Source organism: Clostridium cylindrosporum DSM 605 (genome assembly GCF_001047375.1).
GTDB classification, from domain to species: domain Bacteria; phylum Bacillota; class Clostridia; order Clostridiales; family Caloramatoraceae; genus Clostridium_AB; species Clostridium_AB cylindrosporum.
On sequence record NZ_LFVU01000001.1, the window covers coordinates 1 to 23,122 of the forward strand.

Annotated in this window: 18 protein-coding genes, 1 tRNA gene and 1 pseudogene; 2 read left to right on the forward strand and 18 right to left on the reverse strand. The window is 31.3% G+C overall.

The genetic code is table 11. The features are described from left to right. Positions 1 to 151 precede the first annotated feature (151 nt). From CLCY_RS00005 to CLCY_RS00020, 5 genes and pseudogenes are all read right to left on the reverse strand, one after another. Positions 152 to 227 (reverse strand) — tRNA-Pro (locus CLCY_RS00005). A gap of 285 nt (positions 228 to 512) precedes the next feature. Continuing rightward, positions 513 to 998, reverse strand: a complete 486-nt coding sequence (locus CLCY_RS00010) for a metallophosphoesterase (protein ID WP_048569087.1) — start codon at positions 996 to 998, stop codon at positions 513 to 515. A 17-nt stretch (positions 999 to 1,015) separates the two neighbouring features. Beyond that, on the reverse strand, positions 1,016 to 1,630 hold the full coding sequence (locus CLCY_RS14100; RefSeq protein WP_423230483.1) for an XTP/dITP diphosphatase: 615 nt from the start codon (positions 1,628 to 1,630) through the stop codon (positions 1,016 to 1,018). Then, positions 1,625 to 2,359: pseudogene (rph, locus tag CLCY_RS14105) on the reverse strand (ribonuclease PH); the annotation flags it as partial. The pseudogene rph and the gene CLCY_RS14100, both read right to left, overlap by 6 nt. A 30-nt stretch (positions 2,360 to 2,389) precedes the next feature. Then, positions 2,390 to 3,358, reverse strand: a complete 969-nt coding sequence (locus CLCY_RS00020) for an AIR synthase family protein (RefSeq protein ID WP_048569089.1) — start codon at positions 3,356 to 3,358, stop codon at positions 2,390 to 2,392. A gap of 138 nt (positions 3,359 to 3,496) precedes the next feature. Here CLCY_RS00020 and CLCY_RS00025 point away from each other — a divergent pair, with 138 nt between their 5' ends. Together CLCY_RS00025 and CLCY_RS13555 are read left to right on the forward strand one after the other, a co-directional pair. After that, on the forward strand, positions 3,497 to 5,041 hold the full coding sequence (locus CLCY_RS00025) for a hypothetical protein (RefSeq protein WP_048569090.1): 1,545 nt from the start codon (positions 3,497 to 3,499) through the stop codon (positions 5,039 to 5,041). A 33-nt stretch (positions 5,042 to 5,074) separates the two neighbouring features. Beyond that, on the forward strand, positions 5,075 to 5,224 hold the full coding sequence (locus CLCY_RS13555) for a hydroxymyristoyl-ACP dehydratase (RefSeq protein ID WP_152668057.1): 150 nt from the start codon (positions 5,075 to 5,077) through the stop codon (positions 5,222 to 5,224). A gap of 95 nt (positions 5,225 to 5,319) precedes the next feature. Here the strand turns inward: CLCY_RS13555 and CLCY_RS00030 are convergent, their stop codons facing one another. The 13 genes from CLCY_RS00030 to CLCY_RS00090 all read right to left on the reverse strand — a co-directional run bounded on the left by CLCY_RS00030 (position 5,320) and on the right by CLCY_RS00090 (position 23,082). Further along, the gene (locus CLCY_RS00030; protein ID WP_048569091.1) at positions 5,320 to 6,945 is read right to left on the reverse strand and encodes a peptide ABC transporter substrate-binding protein; all 1,626 of its coding nucleotides are present in this window, start codon (positions 6,943 to 6,945) and stop codon (positions 5,320 to 5,322) included. A 142-nt stretch (positions 6,946 to 7,087) separates the two neighbouring features. After that, complete coding sequence (locus CLCY_RS00035; protein ID WP_048569092.1) at positions 7,088 to 7,396, reverse strand: hypothetical protein; 309 nt, start codon at positions 7,394 to 7,396, stop codon at positions 7,088 to 7,090. Beyond that, positions 7,389 to 9,383 (reverse strand): NAD-dependent DNA ligase LigA, encoded by a 1,995-nt coding sequence (gene ligA / locus CLCY_RS00040; RefSeq protein ID WP_048569093.1) that lies wholly within the window; start codon positions 9,381 to 9,383, stop codon positions 7,389 to 7,391. Before ligA ends, CLCY_RS00035 begins: the two co-directional genes overlap by 8 nt. Before the next feature lie 14 nt (positions 9,384 to 9,397). After that, positions 9,398 to 11,614, reverse strand: a complete 2,217-nt coding sequence (gene pcrA / locus CLCY_RS00045; protein ID WP_048569204.1) for a DNA helicase PcrA — start codon at positions 11,612 to 11,614, stop codon at positions 9,398 to 9,400. A 164-nt stretch (positions 11,615 to 11,778) separates the two neighbouring features. Beyond that, entirely contained in the window at positions 11,779 to 12,081 is a 303-nt protein-coding gene (locus CLCY_RS00050; RefSeq protein ID WP_048569094.1) for a YerC/YecD family TrpR-related protein, read from the reverse strand. A 76-nt stretch (positions 12,082 to 12,157) separates the two neighbouring features. Next, a complete protein-coding gene (locus tag CLCY_RS00055; protein ID WP_048569095.1) occupies positions 12,158 to 12,883 on the reverse strand; it encodes a pseudouridine synthase in 726 nt (241 codons plus the stop codon). Positions 12,884 to 12,892: 9 nt separating this feature from the next. Further along, positions 12,893 to 14,239 carry a patatin-like phospholipase family protein gene (locus CLCY_RS00060; protein WP_048569096.1) on the reverse strand — a complete coding sequence of 449 codons (1,347 nt, stop codon included), beginning with the start codon at positions 14,237 to 14,239 and terminating at the stop codon, positions 12,893 to 12,895. A gap of 21 nt (positions 14,240 to 14,260) precedes the next feature. Then, positions 14,261 to 15,115, reverse strand: a complete 855-nt coding sequence (locus CLCY_RS13250) for a lytic transglycosylase domain-containing protein (RefSeq protein WP_053083203.1) — start codon at positions 15,113 to 15,115, stop codon at positions 14,261 to 14,263. 117 nt (positions 15,116 to 15,232) lie between these two features. Next, entirely contained in the window at positions 15,233 to 16,654 is a 1,422-nt protein-coding gene (locus CLCY_RS00070) for an NCS2 family permease (RefSeq protein WP_048569097.1), read from the reverse strand. Positions 16,655 to 16,765: 111 nt separating this feature from the next. Further along, a complete protein-coding gene (ppaX, locus tag CLCY_RS00075) occupies positions 16,766 to 17,395 on the reverse strand; it encodes a pyrophosphatase PpaX (protein ID WP_048569098.1) in 630 nt (209 codons plus the stop codon). A 72-nt stretch (positions 17,396 to 17,467) separates the two neighbouring features. Further along, positions 17,468 to 18,559 carry a hypothetical protein gene (locus tag CLCY_RS00080; RefSeq protein WP_048569099.1) on the reverse strand — a complete coding sequence of 364 codons (1,092 nt, stop codon included), beginning with the start codon at positions 18,557 to 18,559 and terminating at the stop codon, positions 17,468 to 17,470. 147 nt (positions 18,560 to 18,706) lie between these two features. Beyond that, on the reverse strand, positions 18,707 to 19,846 hold the full coding sequence (locus CLCY_RS00085) for a CheR family methyltransferase (protein ID WP_242844917.1): 1,140 nt from the start codon (positions 19,844 to 19,846) through the stop codon (positions 18,707 to 18,709). A 74-nt stretch (positions 19,847 to 19,920) separates the two neighbouring features. Then, positions 19,921 to 23,082 (reverse strand): response regulator, encoded by a 3,162-nt coding sequence (locus tag CLCY_RS00090; protein WP_048569100.1) that lies wholly within the window; start codon positions 23,080 to 23,082, stop codon positions 19,921 to 19,923. Positions 23,083 to 23,122 lie beyond the last annotated feature (40 nt).

Sequence of the window (23,122 nt, forward strand, 5' to 3'; positions counted from 1 at the left end):
AACCCACACAACCAGCTTGGAAGGCTGGGATTCTACCATTGAACTACACCCGCATGTAGTACTTAACACCATTTCATTGTTTTAAGCATTTACTATTTTAATGCTTTTATTTTGTTTTGTCAAACGTTTTTTAAATCTTTTTTAAAGATTTTGGTCGGGGTGACAGGTCTCGAACCTGCGACCTCATGGTCCCAAACCATGCGCGCTACCATCTGCGCCACACCCCGAAGTGTTTCTTTCGTATCGCCCGTTTGCCCTAGCGACAAGATTAAGTATATACTATGTTTCATATTCCGTCAACACTTTTTTAGATATTTTTTTATGTTTTTTTGTATTTTTTTCTGAAACCTTGTATTTCCAAAGGTTTCAGAGGTTATCTTTTTCACTTTTTTATAATAATACAGGTTTAAAGTCATATTTAGCTACACTTTTTCCCCCTATAATTATATAAAAATATAAAGAAAAAGAATAGGTTTTTCATAATATTCCTATCCTTTTTCAATAATTTTATGTTAAACAGACTGCATCCTCATTGGGAAGATCGTAAATTCCCCTTGATTTATATCGATAAGTCCAAATCCTGGTCCTATATCCCTAGGATAAGCTATACTTCCTGGGTTAAAAAAAGTTATACCATCATATAGTTCATAAAATTGCCTATGGGTATGACCAAAAAGTACAACATCTGCATTTAGTTCTTTTGCTCTATAATACAGTTTGTCTATTCCATAGTGAATCCCATATCTATGCCCATGGGATAAAAAGATTTTTAACCCCTCTATATCTATTAATCTTTCCTTTAGAGAAGAATCTCCCCTGTCCCAATCATTATTTCCTGCAACATATATAATATCTCTATTATACTTTTTATTTAAGCTTATAATATCTTCATAATGATCCCCTAGGTGTATTATCTTATCTATATTATCTAATGACTCTATAGCCCTATCCAAGTTATAAAGATCTCCATGAGAATCACTTACTATAGCTATCTTCATTAATTCCTCCAAAGACCTTATAATCTTTTAAGCTTATTTCTTAAATTCTCAAGTGCCCTACTTCTATGACTCATTGAATTTTTCTCATCCATTGATAATTCTCCAAATGTACTTGTATATCCATCAGGAGTAAATAGTGGGTCATATCCAAAGCCATTTTCTCCACGAGGACTTTTTTCAATCACTCCTCTTACTTCTCCTCTAACTACTATCTTTTCATTATCTGGAGTAATTAGAGTTAATACTGTAACAAACCTTGCACCTCTTTTAGAATCTTGTACATTTTCCATTTCATTTAAAAGCTTTGTATTATTTTCTTCATCTGTAGCATTTTCACCTGCATATCTTGCTGAATACACCCCTGGGCTTAAGCCTAATGCATAAACTTGAAGTCCTGAATCATCTGCAAGAACGGCATGCTTAGTTAATTTCTTTACTTCATTTGCCTTTTTAAATGAGTTTTCTTCAAATGTTAAACCATCTTCTTCTACATCTATATCAATACCAGCATCTTTTAAAGATATAACATCTATACTAAGATTTTTTAGTATATTTCTAATTTCAATAAGCTTATGTTCATTATTACTTGCAAGAACTACTTTATCAATTCTAGTTACTCTTTTCTCTCCAATTCTGCTTTTCCCTTGTCCTAGTGCTTGTTTTTGTATCTTTATTATTTCATCTATTCCACTCTTAGCGGTTTCTATCATATTATTCATCTCATTTAATGTATAAGGCCTTTCCTCTCCAGTACCTTGAATCTCGATAAATTCATGTAAGTCTGTCATAACAATATTCATATCTACTGCTGCTGATGAATCCTCTTCATAGCAAAGGTCTAGAATAACTTCATTCTCTAATACCCCTACACTTACAGCAGCCACATAACTTTTTATTGGATACTCTTTAAACTTAACACTTGCGTCTAGTTTATTAATTGCATCAACTAAAGCTACGAATGCTCCTGTTATAGATGCACATCTAGTTCCACCATCTGCTTGTATTACATCGCAATCTATCCATATAGTTCTCTCTCCAAGTTTTTTAAGGTCAACAACTGATCTTAAACTTCTACCTATTAGCCTTTGAATTTCTGATGTTCTTCCATCAACCTTTCCCTTCGATGATTCACGTGCCTTTCTATTTCCAGTTGACCTTGGAATCATTCCATATTCTGCTGTTATCCATCCTTCTCCAGTACCCTTTATAAAATGTGGAACTCTATCTTCAATAGAAGCTGTACATATAACCTTAGTTTCTCCAAACTCTATAAGTACAGACCCTTCTGCGTGCTTTATGTAATCTCTTGTTATTTTAATATCTCTTAGCTTATTAAAATTTCTCTTGTCTATTCTCTTCATGACATATCTCCTTATCTAAGAACTTAAAAACTATATCTTATATATTTCATCTGACTCAGGCTGAGTTAGCTTCATCTTATTATTATCTTTTATAATAAGATTGTCTCCTGTTGTAATTTTCCCAACAACTGCAGAGTTAATTCCTTTTTCTCTAAAAAGAGATACTAATTCTTCACCTCTTGGAGTTGTAATTATCATAGAACCACTTGATATAAGCTTATATGGATCTAAATTAAATATTTTTGATATTTTCTTTGTTTGATTTTTTATTGGAATTTTATCCTCTTCAACTACAACTGAAAGTTCACTTGCCTCGCCAACTTCCCAAATTGCTCCAAGTATTCCCCCCTCTGTTGCGTCATGCATAGAATTAACACCAAACTCTGCTGCTATAAGTCCTGTTTCAACAACGCTTATACTTTGAAGCATTGATTTAATCCCCTCTAACTCCTCTTCACTAAAATGCTTTAAAAGAGTATCATACTTATCTGAGGCAATAATTACTGTTCCCTCAAGTCCAGCATAACCAGTAACTACTATATCATCATTAATCTTTGCCCCTTTTGTACTTACAATATCACGTCCTTTGCCTATTGCTGTAATAGATACTATCATTTTATTTACTGCATCAGTAATTTCTGTATGCCCTCCAAGAACAGATACTGAAAGGGATTTACAAGTAGTTACTACATCATCCATAACATTTTTTATATCTTCTAATTCACATGTAGGAGGTGCAAGAATAGTTACCATAACCCCAATCGGTTTAACCCCAGCAGATGCTATATCATTACAAGAAATATGTACAGATAATGCCCCTATGTTATTTGACGCCCCTGTAATTGGGTCAGTTGTTATAACACATTTTTCATCACCAAAGTCAACAATAGAACAATCTTCTCCAACTCCAGGACCTACAAGAACATCTTTACTATTTATATTTATCTTTGAAAGAATTTCATTCTTTAAAATATCATTAGGTAGCTTTCCTATTTTCATACATAATACCTCCAATCTAATTATATTATAAGTTAAAGACTATGTTTTTCAAAGAAATACCTAAGTTTATGCACAATTCTAGCATTTACTTCATAGAATATTATGAGATCCTATTAAAATTTTAGGTGGTGAACTTAATTGTATTATCCTCTTAATGAAAATATATCTTCAAAGCTTGAGGACATGGCACTTAATCTATGTTATTCATCAACAAGATGTACAGAATGGGCACTTCTTTATTCAGGTATAGGTATATATAATCATGTATCTAGCAAAGAGATGAAGCGTATGTTTTCTCACTTTAAAGTAAAGTCTGATGATAAATTTCTAGATTTACTGCATTTTATAAAGTGTATATATAAAAAAGGAAGACCAGACTTTTTAAAACCTTTAAAATCCTCTAAAAGAGATAGAAAATATATTTGGAAATCTGATAGCTTTAATAAAGAAATACCTGTACTTTCACAAAGCTTTGGTATACTGTCACTTTGTACATGCTCAAGACTAATAAAACATCATGAAAAAAGACTTTCCTTAAGTATGCTAAAAGCTGCTGATTTATTGTTTGACTTTACAGTTAAAAATATGAAATCCGGTGAAGGACACTTTGTTTCATTTGAGAACAAAGCAAATAGTGCTAAGGAAAATATGCTTCTTAAAAGATGCGAAAAACACCCAAATACAGTTAGTCAAGTTTTTTTACACGAGGCCTTCTTAACTCTATATTTCGAAACATATAATGCAAAATATAAAAATTATTTTAGGGAAAATTCTCAATATCTAGATGAAGCAAAAAAAATATTTAAGTACTTATTTGATAACCATTTAAATCTAATAACTTTAAACTCTCGTGATCTTTCAAATGTTATTTCATCTTTATATAGATGCTGTGCTTTAGATAAAGATGATAGTATTGATTCCTATAGACATTTAATAGCTATACTTGCTGCTGAACTTGACTCAAGAGTAAGAAAAAGTGGAGAAGTCGAAAGAAATGAAAACAACGACGATATATCCAGTACTATTACTCACTTTAGATCTCTTGGAGCACTAATTGAAAGTAACATAGAAACTGGAATAGATAAATTTAAAGATTCAGCAGAAAAAATATTTTCACATATAAATGAACTTTATGACATTATGTCAGGAATGTTTATAAGTAAGGATGAGTACAAAATAAACTATACTTTAAGAGATATATCAGATATTATAAGAAGTCTTTTCATTTACTATACTTCTACTGAAGATGATAGAGCCTTAGAAATGCTTAAGGGTTTTTATAAAACTGCTATAGAAGAATCATCAATAATAGCAAGTACACCTGAGAGAAAACCTGAGTTTCTATCACATGAATTAAAGATTCCTGATTGTATTCCACTATATGAACAAAACAAAAAAGCTCCAGTATTCTTAAAAGGCTTTAAAATAAATACAAAAAAATCACCATATCCTATTACTTCAAAAAGTTTTAATAGCTATTATGGTTTATATTCTAGCTATATTTTTTCCTTTTATTTTACTCCTATAATAGAGCATAAAAAAAGACTTCGAGGTGAAGTTAGTAGTAGGGATACAGATTTTCTTGAGGATATATTCTACAATGTAGTAAATCAAAACAAATATCCTAGTGAAATTAAGGATGAAGAGATTAATGAAAATATTGGGCTAAATATTTTAGACTAAAGTGCTAATACTACTTACAAAGGAGGAGATGGAATGACTAATATTAACTGCTCTGAATATTGTAAGCATGAAAGAAATGGTAAATGCTCTCTAACCCACATAACGCTTTCATCAAGCTATATAGGTTATGATTCTAATTGTGCCTATTTCCATCCAATTAATACTCCTCCTAACATAACATAAATACTTTTACTCTCTAAAAACACCTAAATTTAAATAAAGAGGCTAGGCTAAAATATATACTTTGCCATAGCCTCTTTATTTATAATAAGTATTAATTATTTTTCTTTCTGCGCTTTATAGAATGTTATATGTCCAAGAGGTGATTTATATACACCCTTTACCTTAGGATTAATACATACTACATCAGTATAGTAGTAAATTGGAATAACAGGCATATCATTTAATATAATTGATTCAATCTTATGATAAGCCTCAAATCTCTTAGATTCATCTAACTCTGAAGAAGCCTTTTTAAATAATTTATCAACTTCTGGATTTGAGTATCCAGTTTCATTATTTTCTCCATTTGTTTCAAACAAACTTAAGAATGTTGACGGATCTCTATAGTCAGCTACCCATCCCTTTCTGGCCATTGTATAGTCTTTGCTTTTTAGTTTATCTAGGAATACCTTCCACTCCTCACTAACAAGCTTTATGTCAATGTTAAGATTCTTCTTCCACATTTCCTGAGTAGTCTTTGCTATCTCTTCATGATTTCCTCCCTTATTATACATAAGCTCTATTTGAGGAAAACCTTGACCATTAGGATAACCAGCTTCAGCAAGTAATTTCTTTGCTTCAGCTACATTACCTTCTAATTTAAAGTACTCTTTATCCTTAAAATCTTTACCTTTGCTATCCTTAATTCCTGGAGGAACTATACTACTAGCAGCTTTTTCTACACCTTTGCTTACTGTTTCAACAATTTCTTTTCTATCTATTGCAAGGGCAAGTGCACGTCTTACATTAGGATTATTCATAGCAGCATATGCCTTAGGATCTTTTTGCTTCATCTTATCTGAAAGGTTAAACATATACATATATGTACCTAGGTTTTGGTACTTTTTTGCTGTACCATTCTTTAGAAGGCTAGGTATTTCTTGTGCAGGTGGATTTTCTATGTAGTCAAGCTCCCCTTTTTTAAATGCATCAAAAGCCTTAGTAGGTTCTGCTATCATTTTAACTTCTAATTTATCTAACTTAACAGCATCCTTATTCCAATAACTTTTGTTCTTTTCATATATCATTATCTCCTTCGCTCTCCACTCTGTAAGATTCAAAGGACCATTTGAAATATAAGTTTCAGGTCTATTTGACCATTCTGGATTTTTTGCAACGTCTTCTCTAATTGGCATAAAGGCTCCTAAAGCGGTAAGCTCTAAAAAGTATGGTGTTGGATTTGTAAGAGTTATCTTCATCTTGAAGTCATCTACAACATTAATTCCTACAACTTCCTTTGCCTTACCTTCAAAGTATTCTTTTGCTCCCTTAATGCACATCATATATCCTGAGTAAGGAGAAGCGGTTTTTTTATTTAATACTCTTTTCCATGCAAATTGAAAGTCTTTAGCATTAACAACCATACCATCTGACCATCTTGCATTATTTCTTAATTCAAAGGTGTACTCCTTACCGTCAGGTGATACCTTCCAACTCTTTGCAATTCCTGGCTTAGGCTTTTGATTTTCATCTAGTCTTACTAGCCCCTCAAATGCATTTTCAATAAGAGTTGCCATATACATTGAATTATTAATAGCTGGATCGATACTTCCCTCTTGTTCCTCAATATTGAAAACAATCTTATTTTCAGAAGAAGATTTACCGCAGCTCGAAAGTCCTGTAACCATTAGTACTGCTGTTAGCCCTATAGCTAAAGCTTTAGAAAGCTTTTTCATTAGCATCTTAATTCCTCCCTAAATTATTTAGTGATTAAACATTATTTATATCATTTCCCAAAAAGCCCTTTTTTATAGGAAAGTATTTCTTTAAATTATAAAAAGGATATAAAAGCAACATTTTTCAAATTGCTCTTATATCCTTTTTCTAGTAAACTTCTAATATTAAAAACACTAAAAGTACTCCTCCAAATAGGAAAGAAAATATACCATGTGTTTTACCTTTTTTATCACTTAAACTAATTATCGAGGTAGTACCCCATAGAAAAAATGTTATAGCAAGACTAATTTCAAGTGGCATAAAGTTTGAAAAACGTGATAACCAGTTACTCCAGGCTATTCCAAATACCACTATAGTCGTAAAAATTGATATAACAAAGGTTACAATCATCATTATCCATGTTAAGAAGTCAAATAGCCTTCTTGCATAGGTTACACAGTTTATTGAATTATTCATTTATAAGCACCTCAAACTCATCTTCACTTAGAACCTTAACACCAAGGTCCTGAGCTTTTTTTAGTTTACTTCCAGCTTCATTTCCAGCTAAAAGATATGAGGTTTTCTTAGAAACACTAGAAGATACCTTCCCTCCAAGTGATTCTATTATTTCTGCTGCTTCATTTCTTGAATACTTTTCAAGTGTTCCTGTTAATACAAATACTTTACCTTCAAATGATTTAACCTTACTATCACCTAGGTCATCTTTTTCTTCTATTTTAAAGCTTACTCCAGCATCTTCTAGCTTCTTTAGAACCTTTTTATTTTGTTCATCCTTAAAGAAGTCTATTATACTCTCAGCCATCTTACTTCCTATTTCCTCAACTTCCAAAAGCTGTTCATATGTAGCCCTTTCTAGATTATCAATAGATTTAAAATGACTTGCAAGAGTTTTAGCAGCCTTAGAGCCAATAAACCTAATACCTAGAGCAAAAATAAGTTTACTAATATGATTAGTCTTTGTCTTCTCTATTGAATCTAGTAGTTTTTCTACTGATTTTTTTCCCATTCTAGGAAGTGATAATAACTTCTCAGGGTCTAGATAATAAATATCCGCTGCATCATCTAAAAGTTCATTATCCATTAATAAATCAATTACCCTTGGTCCCATTCCTTCTATATTCATAGCATCCCTTGATGCAAAGTGAATTATATTTCTTTTTAGTTGTGCAGGACAGCTAATATTAATACATTTAATGGCAGCTTCTCCTTGAAGCCTTACCGCTTCTTCACCACATTCTGGACAAGAGGTAGGCATTTTAAATTCCCTTTCACTTCCATCCCTATCTTCAAATACAACCTCAACAACCTCAGGGATTATCTCACCAGCTTTTTGGACTATAACAGTATCGCCTATCTTAATGTCTTTTTCTTTTATGTAATCTTCATTGTGCAAAACAGCCCTTGATATAGTGCTACCTGATACAAGTACAGGCTCAAGAATTGCTGTAGGTGTTATTGCACCGGTTCTTCCAACCTTAACTTCTATATCAATTACCTTTGTTTTTTTCTTTTCTGCAGGGAACTTATAGGCTGCTGCCCATCTTGGGAACTTTGCTGTATCCCCTAAAACTTCTCTAGACTTTATGTTATCTACTTTAATTACCACTCCATCTATTTCAAATGGTATGTCTTGTCTTATTTCTGCAATTCCATTAATAGCATCTATAACTTCTTCAATGCTACCGCATACTTTTCTATTTGGACTTACTTTGAAACCTAATTCATTAAGATAGTTAAGTCCATCCTCATGACTTATAAATTCCTCGCCACCATATCTTTGAATATTAAAAATAAATACATTTAATCTTCTTTCTGCTGTTATCTTAGAATCTAATTGTCTAAGTGACCCTGCTGCTGCATTTCTAGGGTTCGCAAATAATGGCTCTCCAGCCTCTTCTCTCTTTGAGTTTAAGATTTCAAAGTCTTTCTTCGGAATATATACTTCTCCTCTAACTTCCAAAAGATTCTTATCCTGTATTTCTAGAGGAATGCTCTTTATTGTTTTTAGATTCTCTGTTACATTTTCTCCCTTTAATCCATCTCCTCTTGTGGCTCCTTGAATAAATTGTCCATTTTCATATAGAAGTGATACTGAAAGTCCATCTATTTTAAGTTCAACAACATAGCTAACCTCATCTACTACTCCTCCAACTCTTTTGTCAAAGTCACGAAGTTCTTCAAAGCTAAAAACATCTTGTAGACTAAGCATTGGAACACTATGATTTACACTTAAAAACTCTTTTAAAACAGCTCCTCCAACTCTTACAGTTGGAGAAGTTGCTGACTTGTACTCAGGATTTTCCTCTTCTAGTTTTTTAAGCTGCCTCATTAGATCATCATATTCAAAGTCGCTAATAGAAGGATTATCTAATACATAATATTTATAATTATGACTTTCTATCTCTTTTCTTAGAGACTCAATTTTATCCTTTATATTTTCCACCTTTTTTCACCTCATTAAAGTATCTCTATAGGTGCTGATCCTAAAAGTAAATTCTTAAGCCCAGCTGACTCAAAATGTACCGTAATTTGAGTGTCTCCTCCAGAAGGCCTTGTTGATATAACTAGCCCCTTACCGAATACCTTATGCTTTATCTTAATTCCTGCCTTAATCTCTGACTTACCTATGGTGTTCATTTTCTTGTTTTCCATAACAGGCATTTCAACTTTAGAATAAATATTTCTATTAGCTGCTTTTACTTTTGGAGCTTGGGCCTCATGATTATACACTCTATTAAAGCTTTCCCTAGGTTTAGGACTTATATCCTGAATAATATCCTCTGGGATCTCCTCTACAAATGATGAAGGAGCATTAAATGTAGTTCTACCAAATAGAAGTCTTTGTCTTGCACATGTTAAATAAAGGTGCTTTTTAGCTCTTGTTATACCAACATAGCAAAGTCTTCTTTCCTCTTCCATTTCCTCCTCATCTTCTTGAGCTCTAAAGTGAGGGAACACCCCTTCTTCAAATCCAGCTATAAAAACAACAGGAAACTCTAGTCCCTTAGCGGTATGAAGAGTCATAAGTGTTACACGGGAATCGTCATTTATATTATCTTGGTCTGATACTAGTGCTATTTTTTCTAGGAATGCTGCAAGTGACTTGTCCTCTTCATCACTAGATTCAAATTCAACAGCTGCAGAGTAGAATTCCTCAACGTTTTGAATTCTATCAATCTTGTCCTTATCCTGTTCTTTTCTAAGCTCTTCTATATAATCTGTCTTATCTAAAATCTCACGAATAATCTCTGATACACTCATTGTTTCCTTTGACATAATCAAAGTATTCATTATACCTATAAACTTTACAATTGAGTTTGATGCTCTTTTTGTTAGTGTACTTATTTCTTCGATATCAAGCATTGCTGAATATAAACTTACATCTTGAGATGCTGCAAATTCTTTAATCTTATCAAGACTTGAATCACCTATACCTCTTTTTGGTACATTAACTATTCTATCAAGACTTACAGAATCCGCTGGGTTATTAATAACTCTAAGGTAAGCAATTACATCCTTAACTTCTTTTCTATCATAGAACTTAAGTCCTCCAATTAACTTGTATGGAATTCCCTTATTCATAAGACTTTCTTCTATAATACGGCTCATTGCATTTGTTCTATATAAAATAGCAAAATCCTTAGCAGAATATCCCTCATTAATATTAGTCTGCACTGTTTCTGCGATGAATCCTGATTCTTCCCTGTCACTATTTCCCTTAAAGAACTTAATAGATTCTCCTATTTCATTTTCAGTCCATAACTTTTTATTTTTTCTGTTTTCATTATTAGCAATAACACAATTAGCAGCGTCTAAAATTCTTTTAGTACATCTATAGTTTTGTTCAAGCTTAATAATTTTAGTATTATCATAATCTTTTTCAAACTCTAGAATATTTCTAATATCTGCTCCTCTCCAGCCGTATATAGACTGATCATCGTCTCCTACAACACATAAATTCTTATGCGCAGACGCTAATATCTTAATAAGATTATACTGTGCACCATTTGTATCTTGATACTCGTCAACTAATATATAGTTAAACTTTCTGTGATAATATGAAAGTATATCCTCATTATCCATTAAAAGCTTAACTGTTTTCATAATAATATCATCAAAATCTAGTGCATTATTATTTTCTAGCTTCTTTTGATATCTTTCATAAACTTCAACTAAATTTTTCTTCTCGAACTTATTCATATTATCTCTTTTAAAGCTTTGCCAATCTATAAGGTTGTCCTTTAAATTACCAATGCTTGATAGCATACTCTTTGGTGGGAATTGCTTTTCATCTATATTAAGCTCTTTTAAACACTCCTTAACAAGTTTTTCTTGGTCTGAAGTGTCATAAATAACAAATGATTTATCGTATCCTAGCTTATCTATGTGTTGTCTTAAGATTCTAACGCATACTGAGTGAAATGTTCCAACCCATATACTTTTAGCCCTTTCATCTACTAAAGCCTCTATTCTTTCCTTCATTTCCTTTGCTGCTTTATTTGTAAATGTAATAGCTAAAATGTTATCTGGATACACCCCATTATCAATAAGATGGGCTATTCTATATGTTAAAACTCTTGTTTTACCTGAACCTGCACCAGCTAGTATTAATAATGGTCCATTAAGTGTTTCTACTGCTTCCCTTTGACTTGGATTAAGTGTATCTAAATCTATCATATTATCCTCCTTAGTTTCCCATTCTCTTTAAATCATTATAGCACTTAAGTAATAATAGTAAAAACTCGAACATTACATTTTATAGAATTTAATTCCATATTAACCCTAATTCAATTAAATATAAACAAAGTAAAAATAGCGCTTAAGTCTATGACTTAACGCTATTTATTATTTCCGTATAGTTTATCAAAAACTAATTTATATCCTTCACTACCATAGTTTAAGCACCTATTTACTCTACTAATTGTAGCTGTGCTAGCACCAGTAGCCTTTGCAATGTCTATATATGTCTTTCTCTCTCTAAGCATAAGTGCTACCTGCATTCTCTGGGATATAGATGCCATTTCATTAATGGTACATAAATCTTCAAAGAATTTATAGCAATCTTCCTTTGTCTCAAGAGATAAAATCGCTTCAAATAAAAGATCTAACTCTTCATTATTAAGCTTGCTAAAGTGTTTCAACTATACCACCTCGTAACATAAAGTTGATTTATCTATCAATACTTTACATTATTAAACTAGTAAAGTCAATCTTTCTCTACTTAGCACAACTGAATAATGCTTCTAATTCTTCATCTGTAAGCTCTCTATACTCTCCAATTTCAAGTTCTTCATCAAGCTTTAAAGGACCCATCTCTAGTCTTTTTAAGTATGTTACCTTTTTACCTACTGATTCGAACATCCTTTTAACTTGATGGTACTTTCCTTCATATATTACAACTTCTATCTTAGACTTTTCCCCTGCCTCTAAAATAGTAAGCTCAGCTGGCATAGTTTCATATCCATCATCTAAAACTACACCTTTTTTAAATTCCGCTATATCACTTTCAGTAACTTTTCCATCTATATCAGCATAATACTTTTTCGGAACATGGTTTTTAGGTGATAGTAGCCTATGATTAAGGTCTCCATCATTTGTTATAAGTAGAAGTCCCTCTGTATCTTTATCAAGTCTACCTACTGGTGCTGGCTTAAATATTGCATCCTCATACTCTAGTAAATCTATTACTGTTTCAAGATTTCTATCCTCAGTTGCAGAAATTACACCAGGTGGTTTATGCATCATTATATATATGTATTCTCTATAATTTACCCTCTCCCCTGAGATAATTATTTCATCCTCATAGGGATTAACATGGGTAGATGAATCCTTTACAATACTTCCATTAACAGTTACTTCACCTGATTTTGTAATAGCCTTCACTTCTTTTCTCGTACCGTATCCCATATTAGCTAAAACCTTATCTAATCTTTCTCTAGCCATAAATTCCTCCTAAATCAGTGTAATATAACCCTCTTTATCTAAAAATAACAAAACCACAGCAGCTATTGAAAGTCTTGGATATAACCTTGAGACTACTTTTCTAAATGGTAGTGTAGTTTGCTCAAGTCTACATGACTTTGCATAGAAAGCTAGGTTTGACTTCTTATTTATAGAGTCTAAAAGAGCCTTGCTCATTTTCTTCTTATCTGTTAATAATACACTATTTTTTATATAGTCTAAATAGTCTTCTTCATTTAAATTGAAAAGAACCTCATTAATACTTTTTATTATTTCCTTAATAAAGTCTTCTATATTATAAACCTTAATCTTAGGTATATCTAGAAAGTCTGCTGTTATTTCAAGTGATGCCCTAAGAATTGATTCCTTTGATATTATATTTTCCCCTGAATACAATTTTAATGTGTTCATTATAGTATCTAGAATAGCCTTACTTATTCCAATTTCCTTAGGATTAATTTCTATTCCAAAATAATTATATATATTAATTATATCTTTAGATGATAGTGATGAAATATACTTTTTTGTAAGGTCATAAATACTTCCGTCTACATTGAAATAATATCTATAACCTCTTAAATATCCAAATGCCTTTTTCCCATCGATATATCCAAGGTTCATATTAAATATGATATTTTCTCTATTAAAATTAAGAACTGAGCCCTTAAGTTCAAATGGATTCTTTATATTAATTACATTAAAGTCACTTGTATCAGCTCTTTCTACAATACCTGGACTTAGTATATCTACTACTATTATATTACTGGCATCTCCATTAACAGCAAGTGATAATGGTATATTATCACAAAATGCTCCATCAATAAAAACCTTATCCTCAATTGTGTGCTTTTTAAATGCAGGAAGCGCAGAACTTGCTATAAGATAATCTATGAGTTTTCCCTTTGGTATGTCACTTTTACAGAGCTTTACTGGCCTAAAATCGTCTAAAGAAAAGGTTACAATCCCAAAATCAATAGGTGAATTTCTTATAGATTCTTCATCTACAACCTCTTCTAAAAGCCTTTTAAAGGGGGTAATATCAACACCCCTCTTGCTTATAACATGCATCATAAACTCAAGTGTACTTGATATACCCCCTACTTCTAGCAAAGACTCAATATTCTCTTCAATATCCATAACATCCCTTGCAGTAATTTCACTCCAAAGCCTTTGTGCTCTATCAATATCACCTTGAATAAACAAAGCTCCATTTAAAGCTCCAATAGATGTTCCATAGATAGATGTTATTTCTATATTCATTTCCTTTAATGCTTTAAAAACTCCAAGTTCATAGCTTCCTTTAGCACCTCCACCACCGAGTACTAAAGAGTATTTCATAGGTTTTCCTCCTGAAATTTATTAAATATTTTGAACCTGTTTGTATTGATTATAATATCCCATAACCTTAGATACATAATCTCTAGTTTCCCTTGGCATATTCACTATTTCAGGAACAGTGTCTACACCTCTTTTACTCATTCTTGTAATGCCACCATTATAAGCAGAAAGTGCTAATTGCTTGTTACCATTAAATTTATCTAATAAATCCTTTATGTAATTGACTCCGCCATTTACATTTTGCTCTATATTATATGGATTCTTAACACCATAATCTGTAGCGTTATATGACATAAGCTGCATAAGTCCCATAGCACCAGCCCCTGACTTAGTATTTGGATTAAATGATGATTCCTGCTTAATGATTGCCCTTACAAAACTTTCTTCAACACCATATTTCTTACTAGCTTCCTTTATAGCATCATCAATTCTAGGGGATATATTTATATCCTTACTAGATAACTTAGGTGCCTTACCCATAGGATAAAAATCACCATACACTCCATAAACCTCACCTGAGGTACTAGATGAAGTATTTGTACTTGGTATAGCTGAAGCAGTTGAAGATTTTGATGAATCAGAAACTACTTTATCTAAAGTATTATATGTATTATTAATATTATTACTCAAAGATTGCCCATTATATGAAGAACTACAACAATTACATCCGCAACTTGATGTAGAGTTGCCATTATTTAATGCTGATTGAAGCAAATACTCAAAAAGATCTGAATTATTAGACCCAAGTCCCGATGAACCTAGAGAACTTACTCCTGTAGACTCTACTCCTGATGATTCTGAAGATGTAATTCCTGACTTCATCATTGTATTTAACATATATATATTCATAAGTCTTGATACTTCATTAACATTCATTTAATTCACTCCTTGTAATTAAAGGTACTTTAATTTGTATCGTCACTTTTAATAAGGCTCTTAACAACAAAAGGCCACTTACATTTGTAAGCAGCCTAAAATTTTTATAATTTCATATTAATGAGGAAGGGCTAAATATCTAATTATAAATAGTACAGCAAGTACATAAACAATCGGATGTACTTCTTTCCATCTTCCTGTGAAAATCTTCATTATAGGATACATTATTAAACCAATTGATATACCATTTGCAATTGAATATGTAAATGGCATCATTGCGATTATAAAGAATACTGGAACAGATTCTGTAAAGTCGCTAAAGTCTATTTCTGATACAGCTGAGAGCATTAGAACACCAACTATAACTAGGGCAGGAGCTGTTGCTTGTGCTGGAACTATACCTACTATTCCAGTTAGAAACATTGCAGCTATAAATAAAACTCCAACTGTTACGGAAGTAAGTCCTGTTCTACCCCCTTGAGCTATACCTGCAGTTGATTCAACATATGTAGTCATTGTTGATGTACCACAGCTTGCACCAATTACAACACCAAATGAAGCAGCCATCATAGCTTTATTTACATTTTTAACTGTACCATCTTCATTAACAAGTCCAGCTCTACTTGCTGTCCCAATTAAAGTACCTACAGAATCAAATAAATCAACAAGTGTAATTGTAATAACAACTAGAACAATACTTAAAATTGTAGCTAGTATTCCTTTATCTCCACCAAATAATAGTCCTGCAAAGTCCATTTTAAGGAATGTTGGACTCATTGATGGTGGCATTTGAAATATATTTGTAATCTTATGAGTTATTCCCATGGGAATACCAATTAAAGTGGTAACTATGATTCCAATAAGCATTGAAGCCTTAACATTTAAAGCTAAAAGTATAGCAGTTACTATTATACCGATAATCGTTAGTAATACAGCAGGATTAGTAACATTTCCAAATCCAACTAATGTATCAGGGTTGTCTACTATTATTCCACCTGATTTAAGACCAACAAGTGCTATAAATAAACCAATTCCCCCTGTAATAGCTAGCTTAATATTTTTAGGAAGAGCTTTTACAAGTATATTAAGAAGTGGTGTAACACAAATACTAAAGAAAACTACCCCTGAAATAAATACAGCAGCAAGTGCTTCTTGCCATGTGTGTTTCATTCCCATAACAACTGTAAAAGTAAAAAATGCATTAAGTCCCATACCTGATGCAACTGCAAATGGTAGGTTCGCAAGCAACCCTAAAAGAATTGAACCTGCAGCTGCTGCAACACAAGTAGCCATAAATACTGACGCCACTACTGGGTCTGCGGTAGTAATTTTTGCAGCTCCCTCGCCTAAAACTCCCGCTGAATTCATACCAGCCATCTTAAGTATATTTGGATTAACGAATAAAATGTATGCCATTGTTAAAAAGGTAGTAATACCTGCTAAAACTTCTGTTTTTATATCTGTTTTATTTTCTTTAAGTTTGAAAATCTTTTCAAATAGTGATTCTGAGTTCTTTGATCTAACATTTTCCTGACTCATATTTACCCCCTAGCGTATAAATTATTAACATTAACTTCATATTATCACTGTATATTATGCTTGTCAATTGAACATTATTTCAAATTTACTGATAATCATTCTGATTTTATCTTATATTATTTCCAATATATCATTAAGCTTATCTACTTTATAATCGGGTTTGTATTTATTTATTTCTATTTTATCAAGTAAAGTGTAGTTAACTAAACATGTTTTTGCTCCTGCATTTTTTCCACATAGTATATCAAAACTACTATCTCCTACCATGATACTTTCATTAGGTTTTATTTTAAGATTCCTACAAGCTTCATATATAGGCTCTGGATTTGGCTTGTGCTTATCTGTAAGTTCCGGTGTTATAACTGTATCAAAATACTTTTCTATATCAAAAAGAACTAAGCCTTTCCTTGCCATAACCTCTCTTTTCGATGTAACAACCCCAAGCTTAATACCTTTATTTATAAGGGATTCAAGAGTTTCCTTGGCCCCTTCCATAATACTAGTCATAGCATCATGATTATCATAATTAAACCTTCTATAGGTATCTAACATTTCATCTATATTATCCTTTGAATACCTATTAAGGGTTGTAATTAAAGGCTCACCAAAATTCTTAATGATTTCCTTTTCCTCTACATTAAAGTCAAGGTGTTTTCTATAGGTGTGTTTAAATGATTCCATTATTAAGTTATTAGTATCAAGTAGTGTTCCATCTAAATCAAACAAAACTGCTTTAACCATAAATACTCCTCCTAAATTTCTTTTAGATAAATTATATCACACCTTTATTATGAATTAATTAAGTTAAAGCCCCTAGATAGATGTATGTTCTAGGAGCTTAATACTTCTTGAAAAATTACCACTTTCAAAAAATGAGTATATGATTTTCTTTTCCTTAGACTTAATATTAAATGAGTAAATACACTGTAAACTTTGGTCCTTTTCATATGCTGCACCTATTATACTTTTTCCATCATTTGAAAAAATAGCATTATATATACCATTAATTAAATCTATTTTCCCACTTTCAAGATCTATTATGTTTAACTTATCCTTATAACCTTTGTTTAGTGTTGTACATAAAAGGTACTTATCATCAGGAGACCAAACTATACTTCCACCTACTATTGGCTCCTTAAGTTTTATCTGAGTAGTTTTTTTGGAATTTATATCATAAACATATAGGTTATAGGTATACTTATCCTTTTTTATATATGCAGTTTTATCTTTTTCATTTGAAATAATAGAACTTACAACCTCTGAGTCACTATCTGTAGTCTTAGTTTCCTCATTTCCCCTTACATTATAGGAATATGATTGAAATATTGAATTCTTTATAGCTATTAGCTTCTTAGAATAAATCACATTGTTAATGTCTATAAATTCAATATCTTTAATATCAGCATTACTAAAGATACTAACTTCCTTAGTATCAATTTTTTCTGTAGCTAGATTATATCTACAAAATACCTTAACTCTATTATCATTAATATTTTCTGCGAAGAAAACAATGTCATCAGCGAATCTTTTTCCATAGCTAATTGGAACATAGTCCTTTAGAATTAAGGTTTTACTTTCATTATCTTTATAGATGCTATCTGCCATATATATACCTGAAACATTCTCATCCTCTTCGAATATTAATCCTACATCCTTGTCTGCATAGTAATATTCGCTAGATAGCCTATATAGCATTTTATTTTTTTGAGTACTCTCTTCATAGCTATATACTCCCTTTTCTGCGCCTATTCTCTCGTACATAATACTTTCAATCTTCTTTCTTGCAATAGAAACTTCTTTTACTTCCTCTTGAGATCCGTAATCCTTAAACTTATTTCCTATATAAATAAAAGTTATAATAAGCATAAATATACTAATTCTTTTAAAAAACTTGTAAAGCTTCATAAGAAAAGCACCCCCTTGATAACATCTATTAAGATTATTACCAAAGGAAGTGCCTTTTAGTATTTTATTCCTACCCTATTCTTGAATATTATTTAATTAATAACTACTTATTTTTAGTGTTTTATTATCTATTTTAATTTAAGTATACTAACGCCTTATATATATCCTATGTTTTTCATGATATTTATCAAAATAAGTACTTCCATTATTCAGAAGTATTCCTTCACTTTTCCCTAAAACTAAGAATCCCTTTTCATCTAAAGCCTTACTAAATGTTTTTAGCATTTTTTCCTGAAGCTGAAAATTAAAATATATAAAGAGATTTCTACAAAGTATTAAATGAAATTCTCCCGGTACCCCGTTATCGATAATACTATGATCAAAGAATAATATTCTCTCCTTAATATCTTTTTTTATTTTTAGATATTTATCCTTTACTTCAAAATATTGAGTGAAACTTTCAGTTCCACCGGAACTTTTATAATTTCTTTCAGCTACTTCAACACTTTGTAGTGGATATATTCCATTTCTTGCCTCTGAAATCACATAGGGATTTATATCTGTAGCATATATTTGACATTTATCTAACATACCTAACTCTTTTAAAACAATAGCCAGTGAGTAGGGTTCTTGACCAGTTGAACACCCTGCACACCAAATTTTAATATAGGAATGAGCATTTAAATGTGGCAATATTTTCACCCTAATTGTATTAAACACATTAGGATTTCTAAAAAACTCCGTTGTATTTATAGAGAAATCTAGAAAAATCTGTTCAAATATATAGCTATTATTAAGTACCTTTTCTTTAAATTCCTGAAACTTTTTCGTATTTTCCCTTAACATTCCTATTTTAATTCTTCTTATTATGCTATCTAATTGATATTCTGTATAATTGTATCGGTATTTTTCATATATTTCTTTTAAGAATATCGTTACTTCATCTTTATTTATTTCTTCTGTGTTATCAACCTTGTTATGTAAAATAGCTTTACTTTCCACAGATTTACTTTTAATGTAAAGACAATTAACACCAAGGCTATAAAGGTATGAATATAAATATCTTCTTAAAACATATATTTTGCATTTTTTATTTTTTTGCACCCATATAAGGTTTTCTACTATTTGAGATGGAAGCATTGCAGCACTTAAAAATGTAATTTGCATCTCTAAATTATCGCTTTTTAAAAGAAGCGAAGATAGGTATTCTATATCCTCCTTAGAAGATATATTTCCAAGTACTGATATATAATTTGTTATGCTATCTTTATTTGAGTAGATGTTCAAAGTTCCACCCCTATCCTTAATATTCTATATTGAGGTTTAAAGGGAGTAAAACTCTCTTTAAACCAAAGTTCTATTTATCTTCCAATCCATGCTTTAACTAAACGAATTAATATATCATGATGTACAGGTTTTGAAATATAGTCATTGGCACCAGCCTCAATACATTTTTCCTTATCTCCCTTTAGGCTTTTTGCGGTTATAGCAATTATAGGAATATCCTTTAAACTTTCATCTGTACGTATGGCCCTTATTGCCTCAAATCCATTCATCTCAGGCATCATAATATCCATTAATACTAAATCTATTTTTTCTCTGCCTAACTGTTCAAGACAATCCCTTCCATTTTCAGCTTCATAAATTGTTGCTCCATAATTCTCAAGGGCTGCTGCTAAAACAAATATATTTCTTGGGTCATCGTCTACTACAAGTATATTCTTATCCTTTAGACTTAAGTTTGTTATATCCTCTAGTAGGTTATCTCTGTTTTCCTGAGAAAGATTAACCATTTCTAGTACTAATGATGTAATTTCTTCATCACTAATTGGCTTTTCATGATAAATACTATCTTCAATTTCCAAATCACTACTATCCTTACCTCTTGCGGATATAATATGTACAGGTATATTCCTTAACTCAATAGTGCTCTTTAATTCTCTTAATACCTCAGCACCACTAATATCAGGTAAACCTAAATCAAGTAGTATACCATCAATCTTAAATTTTTTAGCTAAGTCTAATCCCATTTTCCCATTTGATGCTACTAAAGTATTAATACCTATATCATCATTAATTTTTTTTATTATATTTGCAAAGTTTATATCGTCTTCTATTACTAATATAGTTTTACTACTACCTTCCTCTAAATCCACTGCTACCTCTGATTTTGATAGTTCTATATCATCATAGATTAAACATGATTTGCTATTATATTTTTTACCTTCACTGTCTTTAACTATTACATCTTTTAAGTATAGTGAGAATGTACTTCCTTCTCCATCATTACTTACAACTTTTATTTCACCATCCATAACATCTGCTAACTTCTTAGAAATACAAAGTCCAAGTCCAGTTCCTCCATATTTTCTTGTTGTAGACCCATCAAGTTGTTGAAACTCTTCAAAAATAAGTAACTGCTTTTCTTTTGGAATTCCTATTCCCGTATCTATAACTGAAAAAACTATATCACTATTATTTTTAAGCTCAGCCCTTAAGGTAACTGACCCCTCATTTGTAAATTTTAAAGCATTGGATAAAAAGTTTCTAAGAATTTGAGATATCTTATTCTTATCTCCTATAATTTCTTTATCTGCTAAATCCTCAGCTATAAATTCTATATTCTTTTCATTTGCGGATTCTTTAAAAAGTTGCTTAAGTTCAAATAACAAATCCTCTGAATAAAACTTAGTAATATCTAAGATCATTTTTCCAGACTCTATTTTTGATAAATCTAATATAGAGTTAATAAGCCTTAACAGTTCATGTCCTGATTTATGTATAACATCTATTTTTTCTAAATTATTATTACTTAATTTATCTGCATTATCCTTAATCATAAGTCGTGAAAGTAAAATTATAGCATTTAGCGGCGTACGAAGTTCATGTGACATATTTGCAAGAAACTCAGATTTATATTTATTAGCCATCTCAAGTTCCTTGGAACGACCTGAAAGCTCTTCTCTTGACTTTTCTAGATTTTCATTTTGGATATTAAGCATATTTGATTGTTCTTCAAGTTGCTGCTGTTGTTCTTCAAGTTGTGCATTAGTTTGTTGTAACTCTTCACTTTGTTGTTGAAGCAATTGATGTTGTTCCTCGAGTTGTACATTGCTTTTTTGAAGCTCCTCGGTTTGTTCCTGAAGTAATTTCTTCTGCTGTTCTAGTGATTCATTTACCTCTTCAACCTCTTCACGAGCTTTTTCTGCCTCTTTTTTAGCCTTCTCTGAGGCTTCAAGAAGATTCTTAATCTTATTATTTTGTATCACTGAATATAGGTTAATAGAAATAATTTTACTAGCTTCCTCAATTAATTCCTGCTTTAATTTAGTAAATGGTTCAAAGGATGCAAGCTCAATTACTGCATAAATCTCATCCTCAAAAACTACCGGGAAAGTATATGTATTTAAAGGAGCTTCACATACAGTACCTGTAGTAATTAAAACATCATTTCTTTTAATATTTTTTAAAAGTATAGGTTTTTTTTCAAGGGCAGCTTGTCCAATAGTACCCTCTCCAATTTCATATTTATGGGATAATGCATCTCTTTCAGTAAATGCAAATGAAGCATTAAGGTGTAATGAATTACTTGCTTCATCATATAGATAAAAAGCTGCATTTCCACATTCCATATTTCTTGATAAAAAGTTAATAGTTTTTTGAGCAAATTCATTTAGGTTAACACTTATAGATAGTTCTTGGTTTAGTGAGTTTAACCCATCTTTTATCCAAAATTCTTCCTTTAATATCTTGACTAAATTATTATAATATCTTGCCATATCTGCAACTTCATTTTTTCCATCAATATCTGCCTCTTCTATATGACCTGTATTCGCACTAATAGACATAGTATTTTGGAGCATACTAATTGGCTTTAAGATACTGCTTATTGTTAAAACAAATAGTCCAAAGATAAATGCTAAAACAGTAATAGTTGATGTAATTAAAATTGATTTTTGAGAACTTTCAATTTGATTTGCCTGTTTAATTAATACATTTGCCTTATTCGTTGAATAATTCTCTATTGCATTTAGTACATATTCTAGCTGCTGAACATAATTTGCACCTTTGGTTTTTGTTGCTATAGCAGCTTCATTAGTTTTCTTAGCTAAAACCAAATTAAATAGTGTAATTTGTTCACGTTTCCATTCTATTAAAATATCTCTGGCTTCCTTTTCTACCTTTAGTATTTCTTCATCCTGGGACTTTTCTCTTATAGAATTAAGATTCATAAAGACTTCTTGAACAAGTACGTCTACTTTGTCCTTTTCCCTTTGCAATTCCTCGGGACTTTGTGATAATACAATATAATTTAGTCCTCTATGGATTTTAATAACATTATAATGTGCTTCAGTTGCAGCACTAGAAACTTGCATAGGCTGATTATATATTTTTTCAGCTACATCTCCTAGTTTTTGCGCTTGCATAGATGCAAATATACTAAAGCCAATAAAAGCACTCATTAATATCGCAAATACTATAAGTAATCTCTTTTTTATAGTAATTCTTCTTAAAAAATCCATATGCCCTCCTCTAATAATATAATTCAACATTATCAGCTTA

Excerpts from the sequence above, each read along its gene's own strand:
- CLCY_RS00090 (WP_048569100.1), bottom strand. The coding sequence starts at position 23,082 with ATGGATTTTTTAAGAAGAATTACTATAAAAAAGAGATTACTTATAGTA.
- CLCY_RS00035 (WP_048569092.1), bottom strand. The coding sequence starts at position 7,396 with ATGAATAATTCAATAAACTGTGTAACCTATGCAAGAAGGCTATTTGAC.
- CLCY_RS13250 (WP_053083203.1), bottom strand. The coding sequence starts at position 15,115 with ATGAATGTTAATGAAGTATCAAGACTTATGAATATATATATGTTAAAT.
- CLCY_RS13555 (WP_152668057.1), top strand. The coding sequence starts at position 5,075 with ATGACTAATATTAACTGCTCTGAATATTGTAAGCATGAAAGAAATGGT.
- CLCY_RS00060 (WP_048569096.1), bottom strand. The coding sequence starts at position 14,239 with ATGAAATACTCTTTAGTACTCGGTGGTGGAGGTGCTAAAGGAAGCTAT.
- CLCY_RS00055 (WP_048569095.1), bottom strand. The coding sequence starts at position 12,883 with ATGGCTAGAGAAAGATTAGATAAGGTTTTAGCTAATATGGGATACGGT.
- CLCY_RS00020 (WP_048569089.1), bottom strand. The coding sequence starts at position 3,358 with ATGAAAATAGGAAAGCTACCTAATGATATTTTAAAGAATGAAATTCTT.
- CLCY_RS00030 (WP_048569091.1), bottom strand. The coding sequence starts at position 6,945 with ATGCTAATGAAAAAGCTTTCTAAAGCTTTAGCTATAGGGCTAACAGCA.
- CLCY_RS00070 (WP_048569097.1), bottom strand. The coding sequence starts at position 16,654 with ATGAGTCAGGAAAATGTTAGATCAAAGAACTCAGAATCACTATTTGAA.
- CLCY_RS00080 (WP_048569099.1), bottom strand. The coding sequence starts at position 18,559 with ATGAAGCTTTACAAGTTTTTTAAAAGAATTAGTATATTTATGCTTATT.
- CLCY_RS00010 (WP_048569087.1), bottom strand. The coding sequence starts at position 998 with ATGAAGATAGCTATAGTAAGTGATTCTCATGGAGATCTTTATAACTTG.
- ppaX (WP_048569098.1), bottom strand. The coding sequence starts at position 17,395 with ATGGTTAAAGCAGTTTTGTTTGATTTAGATGGAACACTACTTGATACT.